At 72.6% G+C, this 15,474-nt stretch carries 14 protein-coding genes; 12 read left to right on the forward strand and 2 right to left on the reverse strand.

Annotated elements, in window-relative coordinates; all coding sequences use genetic code 11:
* Positions 1-115 precede the first annotated feature (115 nt).
* The 11 genes from atpA (at position 116) to OG294_RS26095 (ending at position 12,264) form a co-directional block, all read left to right on the forward strand.
* On the forward strand, positions 116-1,690 hold the full coding sequence (gene atpA / locus OG294_RS26045; protein ID WP_327068967.1) for a F0F1 ATP synthase subunit alpha: 1,575 nt from the start codon (positions 116-118) through the stop codon (positions 1,688-1,690).
* 32 nt (positions 1,691-1,722) lie between these two features.
* Positions 1,723-2,637, forward strand: a complete 915-nt coding sequence (locus OG294_RS26050; protein WP_327068968.1) for a F0F1 ATP synthase subunit gamma — start codon at positions 1,723-1,725, stop codon at positions 2,635-2,637.
* Positions 2,638-2,639: 2 nt separating this feature from the next.
* Positions 2,640-4,094 carry a F0F1 ATP synthase subunit beta gene (atpD, locus tag OG294_RS26055; RefSeq protein WP_327068969.1) on the forward strand — a complete coding sequence of 485 codons (1,455 nt, stop codon included), beginning with the start codon at positions 2,640-2,642 and terminating at the stop codon, positions 4,092-4,094.
* Positions 4,095-4,275: 181 nt separating this feature from the next.
* Entirely contained in the window at positions 4,276-4,656 is a 381-nt protein-coding gene (locus OG294_RS26060; RefSeq protein ID WP_327068970.1) for a F0F1 ATP synthase subunit epsilon, read from the forward strand.
* A 169-nt stretch (positions 4,657-4,825) separates the two neighbouring features.
* Positions 4,826-5,326, forward strand: coding sequence for a DUF2550 domain-containing protein (locus tag OG294_RS26065; protein ID WP_327068971.1), 501 nt, complete (start codon positions 4,826-4,828; stop codon positions 5,324-5,326).
* 117 nt (positions 5,327-5,443) lie between these two features.
* Positions 5,444-6,016, forward strand: coding sequence for a cob(I)yrinic acid a,c-diamide adenosyltransferase (locus OG294_RS26070; protein WP_327068972.1), 573 nt, complete (start codon positions 5,444-5,446; stop codon positions 6,014-6,016).
* 84 nt (positions 6,017-6,100) lie between these two features.
* Entirely contained in the window at positions 6,101-7,300 is a 1,200-nt protein-coding gene (locus OG294_RS26075) for a sensor histidine kinase (protein WP_327068973.1), read from the forward strand.
* Positions 7,297-7,956, forward strand: a complete 660-nt coding sequence (locus OG294_RS26080) for a response regulator transcription factor (RefSeq protein WP_327068974.1) — start codon at positions 7,297-7,299, stop codon at positions 7,954-7,956. Before OG294_RS26075 ends, OG294_RS26080 begins: the two co-directional genes overlap by 4 nt.
* Before the next feature lie 148 nt (positions 7,957-8,104).
* Positions 8,105-8,977: a 3-hydroxyacyl-CoA dehydrogenase family protein gene (locus OG294_RS26085; protein WP_327068975.1), complete on the forward strand. Its 873-nt coding sequence runs from the start codon at positions 8,105-8,107 to the stop codon at positions 8,975-8,977.
* A 251-nt stretch (positions 8,978-9,228) separates the two neighbouring features.
* Positions 9,229-9,567 carry an STAS domain-containing protein gene (locus OG294_RS26090; protein WP_327071675.1) on the forward strand — a complete coding sequence of 113 codons (339 nt, stop codon included), beginning with the start codon at positions 9,229-9,231 and terminating at the stop codon, positions 9,565-9,567.
* Positions 9,568-9,834: 267 nt separating this feature from the next.
* On the forward strand, positions 9,835-12,264 hold the full coding sequence (locus tag OG294_RS26095) for a hypothetical protein (RefSeq protein WP_327068976.1): 2,430 nt from the start codon (positions 9,835-9,837) through the stop codon (positions 12,262-12,264).
* A gap of 91 nt (positions 12,265-12,355) precedes the next feature.
* Here the strand turns inward: OG294_RS26095 and nucS are convergent, their stop codons facing one another.
* The gene (gene nucS, locus OG294_RS26100; protein WP_327068977.1) at positions 12,356-13,015 is read right to left on the reverse strand and encodes an endonuclease NucS; all 660 of its coding nucleotides are present in this window, start codon (positions 13,013-13,015) and stop codon (positions 12,356-12,358) included.
* Positions 13,016-13,673: 658 nt separating this feature from the next.
* On the opposite strand from nucS, the gene OG294_RS26105 reads away from it, so the two are divergent.
* The gene (locus OG294_RS26105) at positions 13,674-14,066 is read left to right on the forward strand and encodes an SCO5389 family protein (RefSeq protein ID WP_327068978.1); all 393 of its coding nucleotides are present in this window, start codon (positions 13,674-13,676) and stop codon (positions 14,064-14,066) included.
* 119 nt (positions 14,067-14,185) lie between these two features.
* On the opposite strand, the gene OG294_RS26110 is transcribed toward OG294_RS26105, so the two are convergent.
* Positions 14,186-15,358, reverse strand: a complete 1,173-nt coding sequence (locus tag OG294_RS26110) for an LLM class flavin-dependent oxidoreductase (protein ID WP_327071676.1) — start codon at positions 15,356-15,358, stop codon at positions 14,186-14,188.
* Positions 15,359-15,474: the final 116 nt, after the last annotated feature.

Raw genomic sequence — 15,474 nt, forward strand, 5'->3', positions numbered from 1 at the left:
ACGGGACAGCCGGCACATACGAACGGCCGGTTCAACAGCACCGGCCGAGGATCGAATACTTGCGGCCCTCCTTGGGCGGGCCGAGGATCGCAACCTAGGAGAGCAGGGAAGCCTGATGGCGGAGCTTACGATCCGGCCGGAGGAGATCCGGGACGCGCTGGCCGATTTCGTCCAGTCGTACCAGCCGGACGCCGCCTCGCGTGAAGAGGTCGGCACGGTCACTGACGCGGCGGACGGTATCGCCCATGTCGAGGGCCTGCCCTCGGTCATGGCCAACGAGCTGCTGAGGTTCGAGGACGGCACCCTCGGACTCGCGCTGAACCTCGACACCCGCGAGATCGGTGTCGTCATCCTCGGTGAGTTCGGCGGGATCGAGGAGGGCCAGACGGTGCACCGCACCGGCGAGGTCCTCTCGGTGTCGGTCGGCGACGGCTACCTCGGCCGCGTCGTGGACCCGCTGGGCAACCCCATCGACGGTCTGGGCGAGATCACCGCCACCGGCCGCCGCGCCCTGGAGCTGCAGGCCCCCGGCGTCATGATGCGCAAGTCGGTCAAGGAGCCGCTGCAGACCGGCATCAAGGCCATCGACGCGATGACCCCGATCGGCCGTGGCCAGCGTCAGCTGATCATCGGTGACCGCCAGACCGGCAAGACCGCGGTGGCGATCGACACGATCATCAACCAGAAGGACAACTGGCGCTCGGGCGACCCGCAGAAGCAGGTCCGCTGCATCTACGTCGCCGTCGGCCAGAAGGGCTCCACCATCGCCGCCGTCCGCGGCGCCCTGGAGGAGGCCGGCGCGCTGGAGTACACCACGATCGTGGCTGCTCCCGCCTCCGACCCGGCCGGCTTCAAGTACCTCGCCCCGTACACCGGTTCGGCCATCGGCCAGGAGTGGATGTACGACGGCAAGCACGTCCTGATCATCTTCGACGACCTGTCGAAGCAGGCCGAGGCCTACCGCTCCGTCTCCCTGCTGCTGCGCCGCCCGCCGGGCCGCGAGGCCTACCCGGGTGACGTCTTCTACCTGCACTCCCGCCTGCTGGAGCGCTGCGCGAAGCTGAACGACGACATCGGCGGCGGCTCGATGACCGGTCTGCCGATCATCGAGACCAAGGCCAACGACGTCTCGGCGTACATCCCGACCAACGTCATCTCGATCACCGACGGCCAGTGCTTCCTGGAGTCCGACCTGTTCAACGCCGGCATCCGCCCGGCCGTGAACGTCGGTATCTCGGTCTCCCGCGTCGGTGGCTCCGCCCAGATCAAGGCCATGCGCAAGGTTGCCGGCCGTCTGCGTCTGGACCTGGCCCAGTACCGCGAGCTGGAGGCGTTCGCCGCCTTCGGTTCCGACCTGGACGCGGCCTCCAAGGCGCAGCTGGAGCGCGGTGCCCGCATGGTCGAGCTGCTCAAGCAGGGTCAGTACCAGCCGTTCCCGGTCGAGGAGCAGGTCGCCTCCATCTGGGCCGGCACCACCGGCAAGCTGGACGAGGTCCCGGTCGCCGACATCCGCCGCTTCGAGCGCGAGTTCCTCGACTTCCTGCGGATCGAGCACAAGGAGCTGCTCAGCGGCATCGTCGAGACCGGCCAGCTCGAGGACGGCACCGTCGACGCGCTGACCGAGGCGATCAAGTCCTTCAAGCTGGGCTTCACCACCGCCGACGGCAAGCTGCTCGGCGAGCAGGCCTGAGTCCGGTAGCGAGGGAAAGGACGTAACGACCCATGGGAGCACAGCTTCGGGTCTACAAGCGCCGGATCCGCTCTGTCACCGCGACGAAGAAGATCACCAAGGCGATGGAGATGATCTCCGCGTCGCGCATCGTCAAGGCGCAGCGCGCGGTGGCCGCCTCCACTCCGTACGCCGATGAGCTGACCCGGGCGGTGACGGCGGTGGCCACCCGGTCCAACACCAAGCACCCGCTCACCCACGAGAACCCGAACGCCAGCCGCGCCGCGGTGCTGCTGATCACGGCCGACCGCGGTCTGGCCGGCGGGTACTCGACCAACGCCATCAAGCAGGCGACCCTGCTCACCGCCCGGCTCCGGGCGGAGGGCAAGGAGGTGGTCACGTACATCTGTGGCCGCAAGGGTGTCCAGTACTACGGCTTCCGCAACCAGCCGGTCGCGGCGTCGTGGACGGGTTTCTCGGACAAGCCGACCTACGGTGACGCCAAGACGGTGGCCGCGGACCTGATCGAGGCGTTCACCGCCGAGACGGGCGGGGTCGACGAGCTGCACCTGGTTTCCACCAAGTTCGTCTCGATGCTGACCCAGACCGCCATCGACGCCCGGCTGCTGCCGCTGAAGCTCGACGAGGTCCAGCTCAGCGACGACAAGCCGGCCGCCACGGAGATCTTCCCGCTGTACGACTTCGAGCCCTCGGCCGAAGGCGTGCTGGACGCACTGCTGCCGCGGTACGTCGAGAGCCGGATCTACAACGCGCTGCTGCAGTCGGCCGCTTCCGAGCACGCCGCCCGCCGGCGCGCGATGAAGAGCGCGACCGACAACGCCGGCGAGCTCATCAAGTCGCTCACGCGGCTTGCCAACTCGGCCCGTCAGGCCGAGATCACCCAGGAAATCAGCGAGATCGTCGGTGGCGCCAACGCGCTGGCCGACGCTAGCGCGGGGAGCGAATGAGAATGACCACCACTGTTGAGCCGACGGGCGCCGGACTGGCCACGGGCCGCGTCGCCCGGGTCATCGGCCCGGTCGTCGACGTGGAGTTCCCCGTCGACGCCATTCCGAACATGTTCAACGCCCTGCACGTCGAGGTCGACAACCCCGACGGCACGGGTACCAAGACGCTGACCCTCGAGGTTGCCCAGCACCTCGGCGACGGCCTGATCCGCGGCATCTCGATGCAGCCGACCGACGGCCTGGTCCGTGGCGCCACGGTGTCCGACACCGGTGCGGCGATCTCCGTCCCGGTCGGTGACGTCACCAAGGGCAAGGTCTTCAACGCGCTGGGCGAGGTGCTCAACGTCGACCAGGCCGAGTTCAACACCCAGGTGACCGAGCGCTGGCCGATCCACCGCAAGGCGCCGAACTTCGCGGACCTCGAGTCGAAGACCGAGATGTTCGAGACCGGCATCAAGGTCATCGACCTGCTCACCCCGTACGTGCGCGGTGGCAAGATCGGCCTGTTCGGTGGTGCCGGTGTCGGCAAGACCGTCCTCATCCAGGAGATGATCTACCGCGTCGCCGCCAACTTCGGTGGTGTCTCGGTCTTCGCCGGCGTCGGGGAGCGCACCCGTGAGGGTGGCGACCTGATCGAGGAGATGATCGACTCCAACGTTCTGGACAAGACCGCCCTGGTCTTCGGCCAGATGGACGAGCCGCCGGGCACCCGTCTGCGCGTCGCCCTGTCCGCGCTGACCATGGCGGAGTACTTCCGCGATGTGCAGAGCCAGGACGTGCTGCTCTTCATCGACAACATCTTCCGGTTCACCCAGGCCGGTTCCGAGGTGTCGACCCTGCTCGGCCGCATGCCCTCCGCGGTGGGTTACCAGCCGAACCTGGCCGACGAGATGGGCCTCCTGCAGGAGCGCATCACCTCGACCCGCGGTCACTCGATCACCTCGATGCAGGCGATCTACGTCCCCGCGGACGACCTGACCGACCCGGCCCCGGCCACCACCTTCGCCCACCTGGACGCGACGACCGTTCTGTCGCGCCCGATCTCGGAGAAGGGCATCTACCCGGCCGTCGACCCGCTGGACTCCACGTCCCGCATCCTGGACCCGCGCTACATCGCGCAGGACCACTACGACACGGCGCTGCGCGTCAAGGGGATCCTGCAGAAGTACAAGGACCTCCAGGACATCATCGCGATCCTCGGTATCGACGAGCTCTCTGAGGACGACAAGGTCACCGTCCACCGGGCCCGCCGCATCGAGCGCTTCCTGTCGCAGAACACCTACGTGGCGAAGCAGTTCACCGGTGTCGAGGGTTCGACGGTTCCGCTGTCGGAGACCATCGAGGCCTTCAACTCGATCGCGGACGGCAAGTACGACGCCATCCCCGAGCAGGCCTTCTTCATGTGCGGTGGCATCGAGGACCTCGAGAAGAACGCCGCCGAGCTGGCCAAGAAGTAACCGGCCGCATGGCAGCGTGACCGTGAGGGGTGGTTCCCGCATCCTGGGGACCACCCCTCACGGCACGTCGGCTGTGATTCCGGTCATCTCCGCGCTCCACGTTTCATGCCAGGGGCGCGAGCCCGTTATTCTTACCGAAACTCCCGAGTAATCGGGCGTTGCAAGAGCCTAGGAGCCCACGTTGGCTGAGCTGCACGTCGAGCTGGTCGCAGCCGACCGCAAGGTCTGGTCCGGTGCGGCCACCCTGGTTGTCGCGCGCACGGCCTCCGGCGACACCGGCATCATGGCGGGTCACACCCCGGTGCTGAGCGTGCTGGAGTCCGGCCCGGTCACCATCCGCACCGTGGATGGCGGCACCGTCATCGCCGCTGTGCACGGCGGTTTCATCTCGTTCAACAACAACAAGCTCTCGCTGCTGGCGGAGATCGCCGAGCTGGCGGACGAGATCGATGTGGACCGCGCGGAGCGCGCGCTGGAGCTCGCCCAGAGCGACAGCGACGCCCACGCGGAGCGCCGTGCCGAGGTCCGCCTCGTCGCGGCAGGCCGCCGTCAGGCAGCCTGAACGCAAGTGACCGACGGTCCCGGGGACGCGCGAGCGTGACCCCGGGACAGTCGTATCGGTTGGTAGGGACAACCCGGTCGTTCGATAGGACTGCCGGTCACGGGGAGTCGCGGAGCCGGTGGGACACGGCCGGCCGCGCGTCGGCGAGTCAGCGAGGAGGTCGGTGAGCATGGTCCTCGCCCTTGTGGTGTGCGCGACGGTCGTGGCCCTGGGGGTGGTCGGCCTGGTGGCGTTCGCGGTACGCCGCCGCCTCATCCAGCGGCTCGGCGGAACGTTCGACTGCAGTTACCGCCTCAAAATGCCGGCGGACGCCTCGATCCTTCCCGATCTCGACGAGAACGGACAGCCCACCTCGGCCCCGGTCCCCGTGACCGACGGCAAGGGGTGGGTTTTCGGTATCGGGCGCTACAGCGGTGACCACATCGAGTGGTTCCGGGTCTTCTCCTACGCCCCCCGCCCCCGCAGGGTGCTGCCCCGCCGCGAGATCGAGGTGCTCGGCCGCCGCTACCCCGAGGGCCAGGAGGAGCTCGCCCTGCTCTCCGGCTCGGTCGTCCTGCGCTGTCTGCACAACGGCGCCCCCCTGGAGCTGGCGATGAGCGACGACGCCCTCACCGGCTTCCTCGCCTGGCTGGAGGCCGCCCCGCCCGGCCAGCGGGTCAACGTCGCGTAGCGGCGATCGCTCCTTCGAGCAGCGGGAACGGATTCGGCCGCGACGGCGCGGGTCTGTTGTGGATGCTGGTCGCGTCCGCCCACACTGTACGCAGGAAGTCCTGACTAGGCTGCCCGCATGGTCAACCTCACCCGCATCTACACCCGCACCGGCGACGACGGCAGCACCGCGCTCGGTGACATGAGCCGCACGACCAAGACCGATCCGCGCCTGATCGCCTACGCGGACACCAACGAGGCCAACGCCGCGCTCGGCGTGGCGATCGCCGCCGGGGCGCTCCCGGCGGAGCTGACCGAGGTCCTGACGCGGATTCAGAACGACCTCTTCGACGTCGGTGCCGACCTCGCCACGCCCGTGGTCGAGAATCCCCAGTACCCGCCGCTGCGGGTCGAGCAGGGCTACGTCGACCGGCTGGAGGCCGACTGCGACCGCTACCTGGCCGACCTGGAGAAGCTGCGCAGCTTCATCCTGCCCGGCGGCACCCCCGGCGCCGCCTACCTGCACCTGGCCTGCACCGTGGTGCGCCGGGCCGAGCGGGCCACCTGGGCGGCGATCGAGGTGCACGGGGAGAGCATCAACCCGCTCACCGCGAAGTACCTCAACCGGCTCTCCGACCTGCTCTTCATCCTGGCCAGGACCGCCAACAAGGAGCGCGGGGACGTGCTCTGGGTGCCGGGGGAGAACCGCTAGCGCAGTCGGGCCGGCCCGGCGGACCCGGCTCCGTGCGACCTTCGATGTACAGCCAGGGCGCCCGGCGGATGGTGAGATGGGAGGGTGTTCGCGCACCGCCTCCCCCCGCGTCGGCAGGACCAGGCGATCGCCGTCGCCGGGCTGCTCGGCGGTCTGCTGCTGATCGCCTTCCGGGTGTACAATCCCGGCTTCCCGCCCTGGCTGCCGGCGCTGACGCTGGTGCCGATGGCGGCGCTGGAGACGGTCCGGCGCACCCGGCCGGTCCTGGTGGCGGCGCTGGGCGGGGTGCTGCTCGTCGCCGCCCTCTTCAGCGGCGCCCTGACGGCCACCGTCATCATGTACACCGACCTGCTCTACGCCGGCACCCTCTACGGCTCGCGCCGGATGCCGCGGGTGATGCAGCTCCTCGGTGCCGCCACCACCCTCGCCCTCACCTGCCTGACGGCGCTCACCAACACGGTCGCCGTCGCGCTGCTGGTGGCGATCTTCGCCACGCTGCTCTTCCTGGCCCCGGTGTGGACGGCCGACCTGGTGCGCAAGCACCGCGACCGGGCCGACAGCGAGCGGCTGCGGGCGGAGCAGATCGAGCTGCTGGCCGAGCTGGACCGGCGCGGCGCGGTCGTCGCCGAGCGCGCCCGGATGGCCCGCGAGCTGCACGACGTGGTGGCCAACCACCTCTCGGCGATCGCCATCCACGCCACCGGGGCCCAGTCGCTGGCCCGCCGTCAGCAGCGACCGGAGGAGGACCCGCTGGTGGCCGTGCTCGCGGTGATCCGGGAGAACAGCGTGCAGGGCCTGGCCGAGATGCGCCGCATGATCGGCCTGCTGCGGGCCGGCGACCAGGAGCCGGAGAACTACCAGGCGCCCCGGCTCGGGGCGTTGGACAGCCTGCTCGCCCAGGTGCGGGCCGCGGGCCGGGATGCCGGGCTGGCCTTCGAGGCCGAGCAGCGGGGCGAGCCGGGCGAACTGCCCGCGCCGGTCGAGCTGGCCGCCTACCGGATCGTCCAGGAGTCGCTGACCAACGCGCTCAAGCACGCCGGCCGGGGCACCGTGCGGTTGTGCCTGCAGCACGGCCCGGAGCAGGTCGAGATCACCGTGGACAGTCCGTACCGTCCGGACGCGGGGCGGGCGTTGCCCGGTGCGCGGGCCGGACTGGTCGGCATGGGGGAGCGGGCCCAGCTGCTCGGCGGCAGCTTCCGGGCGGGCCCGCGCGACGGGGTGTGGCAGGTACGGGCGGTGCTGCCGGTCGGTGCGGCGGCGCAGAGCGAGAGTGGGCGGGCATGACGATCCGGGTGCTGGTGGCGGAGGATCAGGCGGCGGTGCGCGCGGCCCTGGTGATGATCCTGCGCAGCGAGCCGGACCTCGACGTGGTCGGTGAGGCGGCCGACGGCGAGCAGGCCGTGGCGCTGGCGCTGGAGCTGCGGCCCGACGTGGTGCTGATGGACATCCAGATGCCCAGGCTGGACGGCGTCGCGGCGACCCGGCGGATCACCGCGGCGGGCGCCGCCCAGGTCCTGGTGCTGACCACCTTCGACCTGGACGAGTACGTGCACGGCGCGCTGCGGGCCGGTGCGGCCGGCTTCCTGCTCAAGGACCTGGAGGCGGACGCCCTGGTGGCGGGCATCCGTGCGGTGGCCCGCGGCGAGGGCATGCTGGCGCCCACCGTCACCCGACGCCTGATCAGCACCTTCGCCCGGCCCGAGGGCGGCGACCCGGCGGCAGTGGCCAGCCTCACCCAGCGCGAGCGCGAGGTGCTGGCCGCGATCGGCGCGGGTCTGAGCAACGGCCAGATCGCCCGCCGGCTGGCGATGGCGGAGGCCACCACCAAGACCCATGTGAGCCGGATCCTGGCCAAGTTGGACCTGCGCAGCCGGGTCCAGGCCGCGATCCTGGCGCAGGACCTGGGCCTGGCGCTGCCACCGGCGCCACCCCGGCGCTGAGGCGCCGTCCGGACGCAGATCACACCTGCCAATCGCCCCACGGCTCGGCCCGGGGCACTACAGTCCGAGCGGTGAGCGGCGCTGCTCCCTGCGGGAAGGCAATCCCTGCCCCGGAGCGCGCCTGGACGGGACTTCGGGAGAAGCAGCCATGAGCAACGTATCCACGCAGCGTCAGCAGATCGCCGTGATCGGCGCCGGCCTCATGGGCGCGGGCATCGCCCAGGTGTCCGCGCAGGCCGGCCACCCGGTGGTGCTGCGGGACGTCACCGAGCAGGCCCTGCGCCGCGGCATGGACGCGATCGAGGCCTCCTACGAGAAGTTCGTCGGCAAGGGCAAGCTGACCGCCGAGGAGGCCACCGCGGCGCTCGGCCGGATCACCACCACCACCGACCTCGGCGCCGTCGGCGAGGCGGACATCGTGATCGAGGCGGTGTTCGAGCAGCTGGAGGTCAAGGAGGGCGTCTTCCGCGAGCTGGACAAGATCGCCAAGGACGGCGCGGTGCTGGGCAGCAACACCTCCGCCATCCCGATCACCCGGATCGCCGCCGTCACCGCGCGCCCCGAGTCCGTGGTCGGCGTGCACTTCTTCTCGCCGGTCCCGCTGATGCGCCTGGTCGAGCTGGTCCGCGGCTACAAGACCAGCGACGCCGCGCTGGCCACCGCCCGTGCCTTCGCCGAGGGGGTGGGCAAGGAGGTGGTCGTGGTCAACCGCGACGTGGCCGGCTTCATCACCACCCGGCTGATCACCGCCCTGGTGGTGGAGGCCGCCAAGCTGTACGAGTCCGGCGTGGCCAGCGCCGAGGACATCGACACCGCCTGCCGGCTGGGCTTCGGCCACCCGATGGGCCCGCTGCAGACCGCCGACCTGACCGGCGTGGACATCCTGCTGCACGCCGCGCGCAACATCTACGAGGAGACCCAGGACGAGAAGTTCGCGGCCCCGGAGATCATGGCCCGGATGGTCACCGCCGGCGACCTGGGCCGCAAGAGCGGGCGCGGCTTCTACGGCTACCAGGGCTGATCGGTTCAGGCCCGGCCGCCTCGGCCCGACCGGCCGGTCGCGGGGCGGGTGCCGTGGGGTGAGTTTGCTCACGGCACTGCCGCAGATGGGTGATTTGCGCGGTAATCGAGAGTGCGCCCCAGGCACTACTGCGTATATTCCCTCGGACGAGTGAAGTCGCTTCAGATTCGCCGGGGGAGCAGCAACCTGGACGACTGGTCCGGCGTCAGATGGTGGGGACCTCATTGCTGAAGGAGGGCAGCGTGCGCATCGTGGAGTACCCAGTGCCCGGCAGCCATGCTGTCCTGGCCCTGGAGGGCCGGCTGGACGTGCGCAGTGCCGCCGACGCGCGGGCCCGGCTGCACCAGGCCGTCGACGGCGGCACCGGTGACCTGGTGCTCGACCTGAGCGCGCTGGCCGCCTGGGACGCCACCGGGCTGGGCGTGATCATGGGCACCCACCGCCGGGCCGGCCGGCTCGGCCGGCGCCTGGTGCTGCGCGAGGTGCCGCCGCAGCTGCAGCGCCTGCTGGTGGCCACCAAGCTGCACCGGATCCTCGCGGTGGAGGGCGTCACCGCCGATCCCTACGGCGCCACCCTGCCGGCCCACTGACCGCACCCGCACCCGGCGTGCCCACGTCATCGCGCTGAGTGCCGATCCCGTCCCGCACAGGGGTCCGGGCTGCACGGCGGGGCCCGGATGTGCGAGAGTCAGCGCTCGACAGGACCGTTCGAACGCCGTGGGGCCCGCCCCGGGCGGCACCGGCCGGCGGCGCGGCGGTCCGTCGGCCGACGGACGCGGTCCCGCGTTCCCTCGGCCCGGTCCCTCACAGCGGCCGGCGGCCACCCGCTGACCGGCGGAGCACAGGCGGAGCGCATCGTGGCACAGCCATCCGGTGATTTCGGTCAGGAGAACCTGCGCGTGCGGTCGGGCGACCTGGTCGCCGGGCGCTACCTGGTGTCCGTCGGCGGACCGGACGGGTCGGACCTGCGGCCCTGCCCGCCCGAGTACTGGCCCATCCCGCGCCGCCGGACCACCGGGGACCAGCGCGGCGGCGGCCGGGCCGGAGCCGGCCCGGGGCCGAGCCCGGCGGTGGGACCGCTGGCGATGGGCAGCGGCCCGGGCGACCTGCCGCTGCTGGACCGCGAGGCCGAGGTGGCCCAGCTGCTCGGCATGCTCGCCGAGGGACGCTCGATCCGCCTGCTCGGCGAGCCCGGCTCGGGCCGCAGCGCGCTGCTGGCGGCCGTCGCCGAGGGCGCCGCCGGGCTGGCCCCGCACGGGGTGATCCGGCTCTGCGGCCACCGGCGCGAGGGTGCCGACCTGCTCCAGGACCTCTTCACGGCCGCCTACCAGGCCCCCGGCTACCGCCCCGACGAGTCCCAACTGCCCGAGCTGCTGGCCACGGTGGGCGCGATCGTGGTCATCGACGAGGTGGCCCAGGCGGGCACCGAGCTGGAGGAGCTGCTGGCCCGCGCCCCCGAGTGCGCCTTCCTGCTGGCCCCGGCGCCCGGCGCCGAGCGCCCGCTGCCGCCCGGCTCCCGGCTGGAGGACCAGACGATCGGCGGGCTGCCCAGGGCCGCCTGCCTGGCGCTCACCGCCCGGCTGGCCGGACGGGCGCTGGACGAGGCCGAGCGCTCCTGGGCGGTCGACCTCTGGTTCGAGTCCGAGGGCCTGCCGCTGCGCTTCGTGCGGGCCGCCGCGCTGCTGCGCCGGCGCGACCTGGCCGTGGACACCCTGCAGGCCGCCGAGGAGGACCGGCGCACCGTCTTCGGCGGTGAGCAGCCGGAGCCCGCGGACGCGGATCCGGCGATCCGCGAGGCCGAGCTGCGGGCCGCCGTGCCGCTGCCCTCGGTGGCGGAGGCCGCCGCCCCCGCGCTGCTCCTGGTGGAGGGCCTCGGCGAGGAGGCGCAGGCGGTGCTGCGGCTCGCGGTGGCGCTCGGCGGTGAGTGTCCGACCGCCTCCCACCTGCCCGCGCTGATCGACGTGGACCACGGCGAGAGCGCGCTGCGCGAACTGGTGGAGTGCGGCCTGGCCGAGTCGATCGGTGGTCACCACCGCCTCACCGAGGGCGTGTTGGAGGCACTCGCGGCGCGCGGCGAGCCCGACGGGCAGAGCACCGTGGGCGCCGCCCGGCACTTCTCCTGGTGGGTCGGCCACAGCGCGGTGAGCCCCGAACAGATAGCCGCCGAGGCGGAGGTGGTGATCGGCGCCCTGCGCGCCGACCTGGCGGCCGGGCGGACCGACTCCGTGCTGCGGCTGGCCCAGTCGGCCGCGCCGGCGCTGGCGCTGACGCTGCGCTGGGGGGCCTGGCGCCAGGTCCTCGAACTCGGCCTGGACTGCGCCCGGGAGACCGGGCGGCGGCGCGAGGAGGCCTGGTTCCAGCACGAGCTGGGCGTCCACTGGATCTGCCTGGACTCCGGGACGGCGCCCGAGGGCGCCACACCGGCCCGGGAGCGGGCCACGGCCGCCGTGGAGGCGGCCTGCGCGCTGCGCCAGCTCTCCGGGGACAGCCGGCAACTGGCGGCCTCGCGCAGGCTGCTGATGCTGCTTCAGGCCAGCGAGCGGGTGCCCGAGGCGGCCGAGGCGCCGACCCAGATGATCCGCCGGCCCGTCATCCGGGTGCTGGCCGAGCGCTCCTGGCCGCCGGGCGGGCTGCTGCGCGGCTGGTCGCCACGGAACGCGCTGCTCGCGGTCGGCGGCCTGCTGGCGCTGAGCGCGGTGGGGACGGCGGTGGCGCTCGGCGTCTCCGGCGGTGGCAGCGCCCCCGCCGGCGGCGGCACCGGCGGCACCGGCGCCGTGCTGAACGTGGGCGGTGCGCCGAGCGCTTCGGCCTCCGGCAGCGCCTCGGGCTCGGCCCCGGCCAGTAGCGCCCCCACCGACTCGGCCGACGCCTCGGCGTCCGATTCGGCCACCGCCTCGGCCTCGGCGAGCGGGCCGGTCGCGCCGGGCGCGAGTGCGGGCGCCACCACGTGGGGCTGGCGCGGCGGCACGGCGCCGACGGCGAACGCCCAGCCGAGCGGCGGCACCAGCTCGGCGCCGGACACCCCGCTCCAGCCGACGGCGGCACCGCCCGGACCCAGCACGTCCGGTGCACCGGTCACCGTCCCGAGCTCGCCGGGCACGCCGGTCCAGCCGCCCACCAAGCCGCCCACGTCGCCGGTGGCGCCGCCGCCCACCTCCGCCGCACCCACCACGGCCGCACCGGTCACCACCCCGCCGCCTTCGACGTCCCCGTCGACGACGCCTCCCGGCTCGCCCAGCAGCGCTCCGGCCACCGGGGTGCCCAGCAGCGCGACCACCTCGCCCTGAGGGGCGCCCGGCGAGGCACGCAGAGGGGGCAGTACCCGGCTCACGCGCCGGTGTACTGCCCCAGGTGCCCCCCGGCCCTGCTGACGGTGTCTCAGAAGAGCTTCAGCTTGTCGTCCTCGATGCCGCGCAGCGCGTCGTAGTCCAGCACCACGCAGTCGATCCCGCGGTCCGTCGCCAGCACCCGGGCCTGCGGCTTGATCTCCTGGGCGGCGAAGACTCCCTTGACCGGGGCGAGCAGCGGGTCGCGGTTGAGCAGTTCCAGGTACCGGGTCAGCTGCTCGACGCCGTCGATCTCGCCGCGCCGCTTGATCTCGATCGCGACGGTGCGGCCGTCGGCGTCCCGGCACAGGATGTCGACCGGGCCGATCGCGGTCGGGTACTCCCGGCGGACCAGCGACCAGCCGGCGCCGAGCACCTCCATCCGGTCGGCCAGCAGCTCCTGCAGGTGCGCCTCGACACCGTCCTTGATCAGGCCGGGGTCCACGCCGAGCTCGTGCGAGGAGTCGTGCAGGACCTCCTCCAGGGTGATGATCAGCTTCTCGCCCGCCTTGTTCTGCACGGTCCAGGCGCCCTCGCCCTCCTTGAGGCTGCACGGCGGCGACATCCAGTTGAGCGGCTTGTAGGCGCGGTCGTCGGCGTGGATGCTCACGCTTCCGTCGGCCTTGACCAGGATCAACCGGGTGGCGGAGGGCAGATGGGCGGAGAGCCGGCCGGCGTAGTCGACGGAACAGCGGGCGATGACAAGACGCATGGGGGCAAGCCTAGGCGCTCCCCGGGCAGCCCTGAGCACGATCACCTGAGGTGACGAGTCCGCAACGCTGCGTACGTCAAGGGTGGCGGTCGCCGTTCGACTGCGGACGGGATGCCCGGTCTCCTGGCCGGCTGCCGCAAGACGGCCGGTCGCCCGACCCGTGCTGCTGGGGCCAGTTGAAGCAACTCCATGCTGGGGGTGCGCCGAGGAGTAGCAAGGGGCGAACCATGGGAAGCCGGGAGCGTTTCGCTTCCGGAGGCTGGCGCCCGCAGGCGCTGACCGCTACGTTGGGTGACGTCTTCGAACGCCCGCGTAGCCAACGGGGATGGAGTGGAGATGGAGCGCCACGCGTACCACTGGAGAGAATTCCGGCCATTCCGGCCCTTTCGGCCGCGTTGGCCATGACTTCGACGGGAATAGCGGCATTCGCCAGTTTTGTCTGGCTCGGGCTGCCACCCTGGTCGAGGCCGCGTCCGCCCCGGCAGGGGTGCCGACCGCGGCAAGTACCGCCCTGCACCGGGTCCGACCGGCCTGTCCCCGCGCGCGGGGACGCCGCCGCCCCACCACCGACTGAGCACGGCACGGCACGATCCGCACCATCGCACCAGGAACCACCACCCGCGCGAGGTGCGCGCGGTGGACCGCGAGAGGAGAACCCATGTCGCTCGACGTCTCACCGGCTCTTCTGGAGAAGGCCGAGCGAGGCGAGGTCGACGAGCGGGAGTTCGTCGACTGCGTCCGTACGTCCCTGCCCTATGCCTGGGACCTGATCAGCTCGCTCGTCGCCCAGATGGAGGTCGACGGTACCGGCTTCGCGGACAACCAGGTCCCGCCGCCGAGCGAGCAGGCGCGCGGCCAGCTGCTGCGCGCGATGGCCAGTGACGCGATCCGCGGTGCCCTGCAGCGGCACTTCGGGGTGCAGCTGGCCTTCCAGAACTGCCACCGCGTCGCGGTCTTCGGGCCGTCCGCCGAGGCCGAGGAGCGCCACCGGCGCTTCACCTCGGTCCGGGCCCAGCTGCTCAACCAGTCGCCGGAGCTGCGCGACTGTTGACCCGTCAATGCGGTCGGCTGCCACTCCCGGCGGTGGGGGCCGGCCGCACTGACGGCGCGCGTCTCATGGCGCACGCGGGGCAGTTGCTCCGAGCGCCCCGCCCGGGCCGAGCGCCCGCCTCAGCTCAGCTGCGGCAGCACCTCGGCGCCCAGCCGGGCGATGTTCTCCAAGGTGGCCTCCTGATCGCCCGAGCCCTCGGCCAGCAGGGCGAACCGCCGCAGGCCGGTCCGCTCGGCGGTGGCCAGCAGCCGGTCCGCGCACTGCCGCGGGGTGCCGACCGCGTGCAGGTCGCAGAGCAACTCGGTGTAGGCGTAGGGGTCGCGCATCTTGCGCTCGCGCCCGTCGACCGTGCGGTGCGCGCCGAGGCCGTACTCGAACCAGCCGGGCATCGACCGCAGCAGGGTCGCCCGAGCCGCCGGCGTCCGGTCGGCCACCTGGGCCACCCCGGCCGCCAGGTGCTCCCGCTCGACCCGCGCGAGCTGCTCCTCGCCACGCCCGCAGGCCCGCCAGGCGGCCCGGTAGCTGTTGAGCATCCGCAGCTTGTCCTCGTCGCCGGAGTGCATGCCCAGCAGCATCGGCAGGCCCCGCTCGGCGGCCAGCCGGACGCTGGCGGGAGAGGTGCAGGCGACCACCACGGGCGGTCCGCCGGCGCCCGTCCGGCCACTGCCCGCCTCGCCGCCGCCGGCCTCGCCCGCCCCGGCCGGAGCGCCCGCCTCGGTGCGCTGGCGCGGCAGGCGCAGCGCGGGCTCGCCGCGCAGGCCCAGCCAGTCGGCCAGTTCACCGTGCCCGGTCCGGGCCGGCTGGGTCGCCCGCGGGACCACCGGGACCTCGGGGAAGCTGAACTGCGGCCCGTCCCCGCGCACCCGCGAGCCGCGCAGGAAGTCCATCAGCAGGTCGAGCCGCTCGGCGAAGCCCTGCTCGTACGCGGCCACCCCGCTGCCGAAGACCGCCAGGTCGATCCACGGTCCGCCGCGCCCCACCCCGAGGGTGAACCGCCCGCCGGTGGTCAGGTGCAGCAGCGCGGCCTGCTCGCCGAGCGCGACCGGGTGGGTGGTGGACAGGACGCTGACCGCCGTGCCGAGGTGGATCCGCCGGGTGCGCCCGAGCAGCAGCGCGGCCAGGGTGGCGGCGTTCGGGCAGACCCCGTACGGCACGAAGTGGTGCTCGGCCAGCCAGACCGAGTCCAGCCCGGCCCGCTCGGCGCCCAGCGTGGCCGCCACCGTCCGGTCCAGCGCCTGGGCGTGGCTCTGCCCGGGGAACTGGGCGGAGAGCAGGAACGCACCGACCCGGATGGTGTCCTGGGCCGCGGGATGGCTGCCGCCCCGCTCGGCCTCGGGGGCCGGAGCCAGCCCGACCGGGTGGGCGGCCCGCGGGGCCCGGGGCGCCAGCGGCCCCCGGCTGCCCCGGG

The sequence above is a fragment of the Kitasatospora sp. NBC_01302 genome (assembly GCF_035976515.1).
GTDB lineage: Bacteria > Actinomycetota > Actinomycetes > Streptomycetales > Streptomycetaceae > Kitasatospora.

Excerpts from the sequence above, each read along its gene's own strand:
- atpA (WP_327068967.1), top strand. The coding sequence starts at position 116 with ATGGCGGAGCTTACGATCCGGCCGGAGGAGATCCGGGACGCGCTGGCC.
- OG294_RS26050 (WP_327068968.1), top strand. The coding sequence starts at position 1,723 with ATGGGAGCACAGCTTCGGGTCTACAAGCGCCGGATCCGCTCTGTCACC.
- atpD (WP_327068969.1), top strand. The coding sequence starts at position 2,640 with ATGACCACCACTGTTGAGCCGACGGGCGCCGGACTGGCCACGGGCCGC.
- OG294_RS26065 (WP_327068971.1), top strand. The coding sequence starts at position 4,826 with ATGGTCCTCGCCCTTGTGGTGTGCGCGACGGTCGTGGCCCTGGGGGTG.
- OG294_RS26070 (WP_327068972.1), top strand. The coding sequence starts at position 5,444 with ATGGTCAACCTCACCCGCATCTACACCCGCACCGGCGACGACGGCAGC.
- OG294_RS26080 (WP_327068974.1), top strand. The coding sequence starts at position 7,297 with ATGACGATCCGGGTGCTGGTGGCGGAGGATCAGGCGGCGGTGCGCGCG.
- OG294_RS26085 (WP_327068975.1), top strand. The coding sequence starts at position 8,105 with ATGAGCAACGTATCCACGCAGCGTCAGCAGATCGCCGTGATCGGCGCC.
- nucS (WP_327068977.1), bottom strand. The coding sequence starts at position 13,015 with ATGCGTCTTGTCATCGCCCGCTGTTCCGTCGACTACGCCGGCCGGCTC.
- OG294_RS26105 (WP_327068978.1), top strand. The coding sequence starts at position 13,674 with ATGTCGCTCGACGTCTCACCGGCTCTTCTGGAGAAGGCCGAGCGAGGC.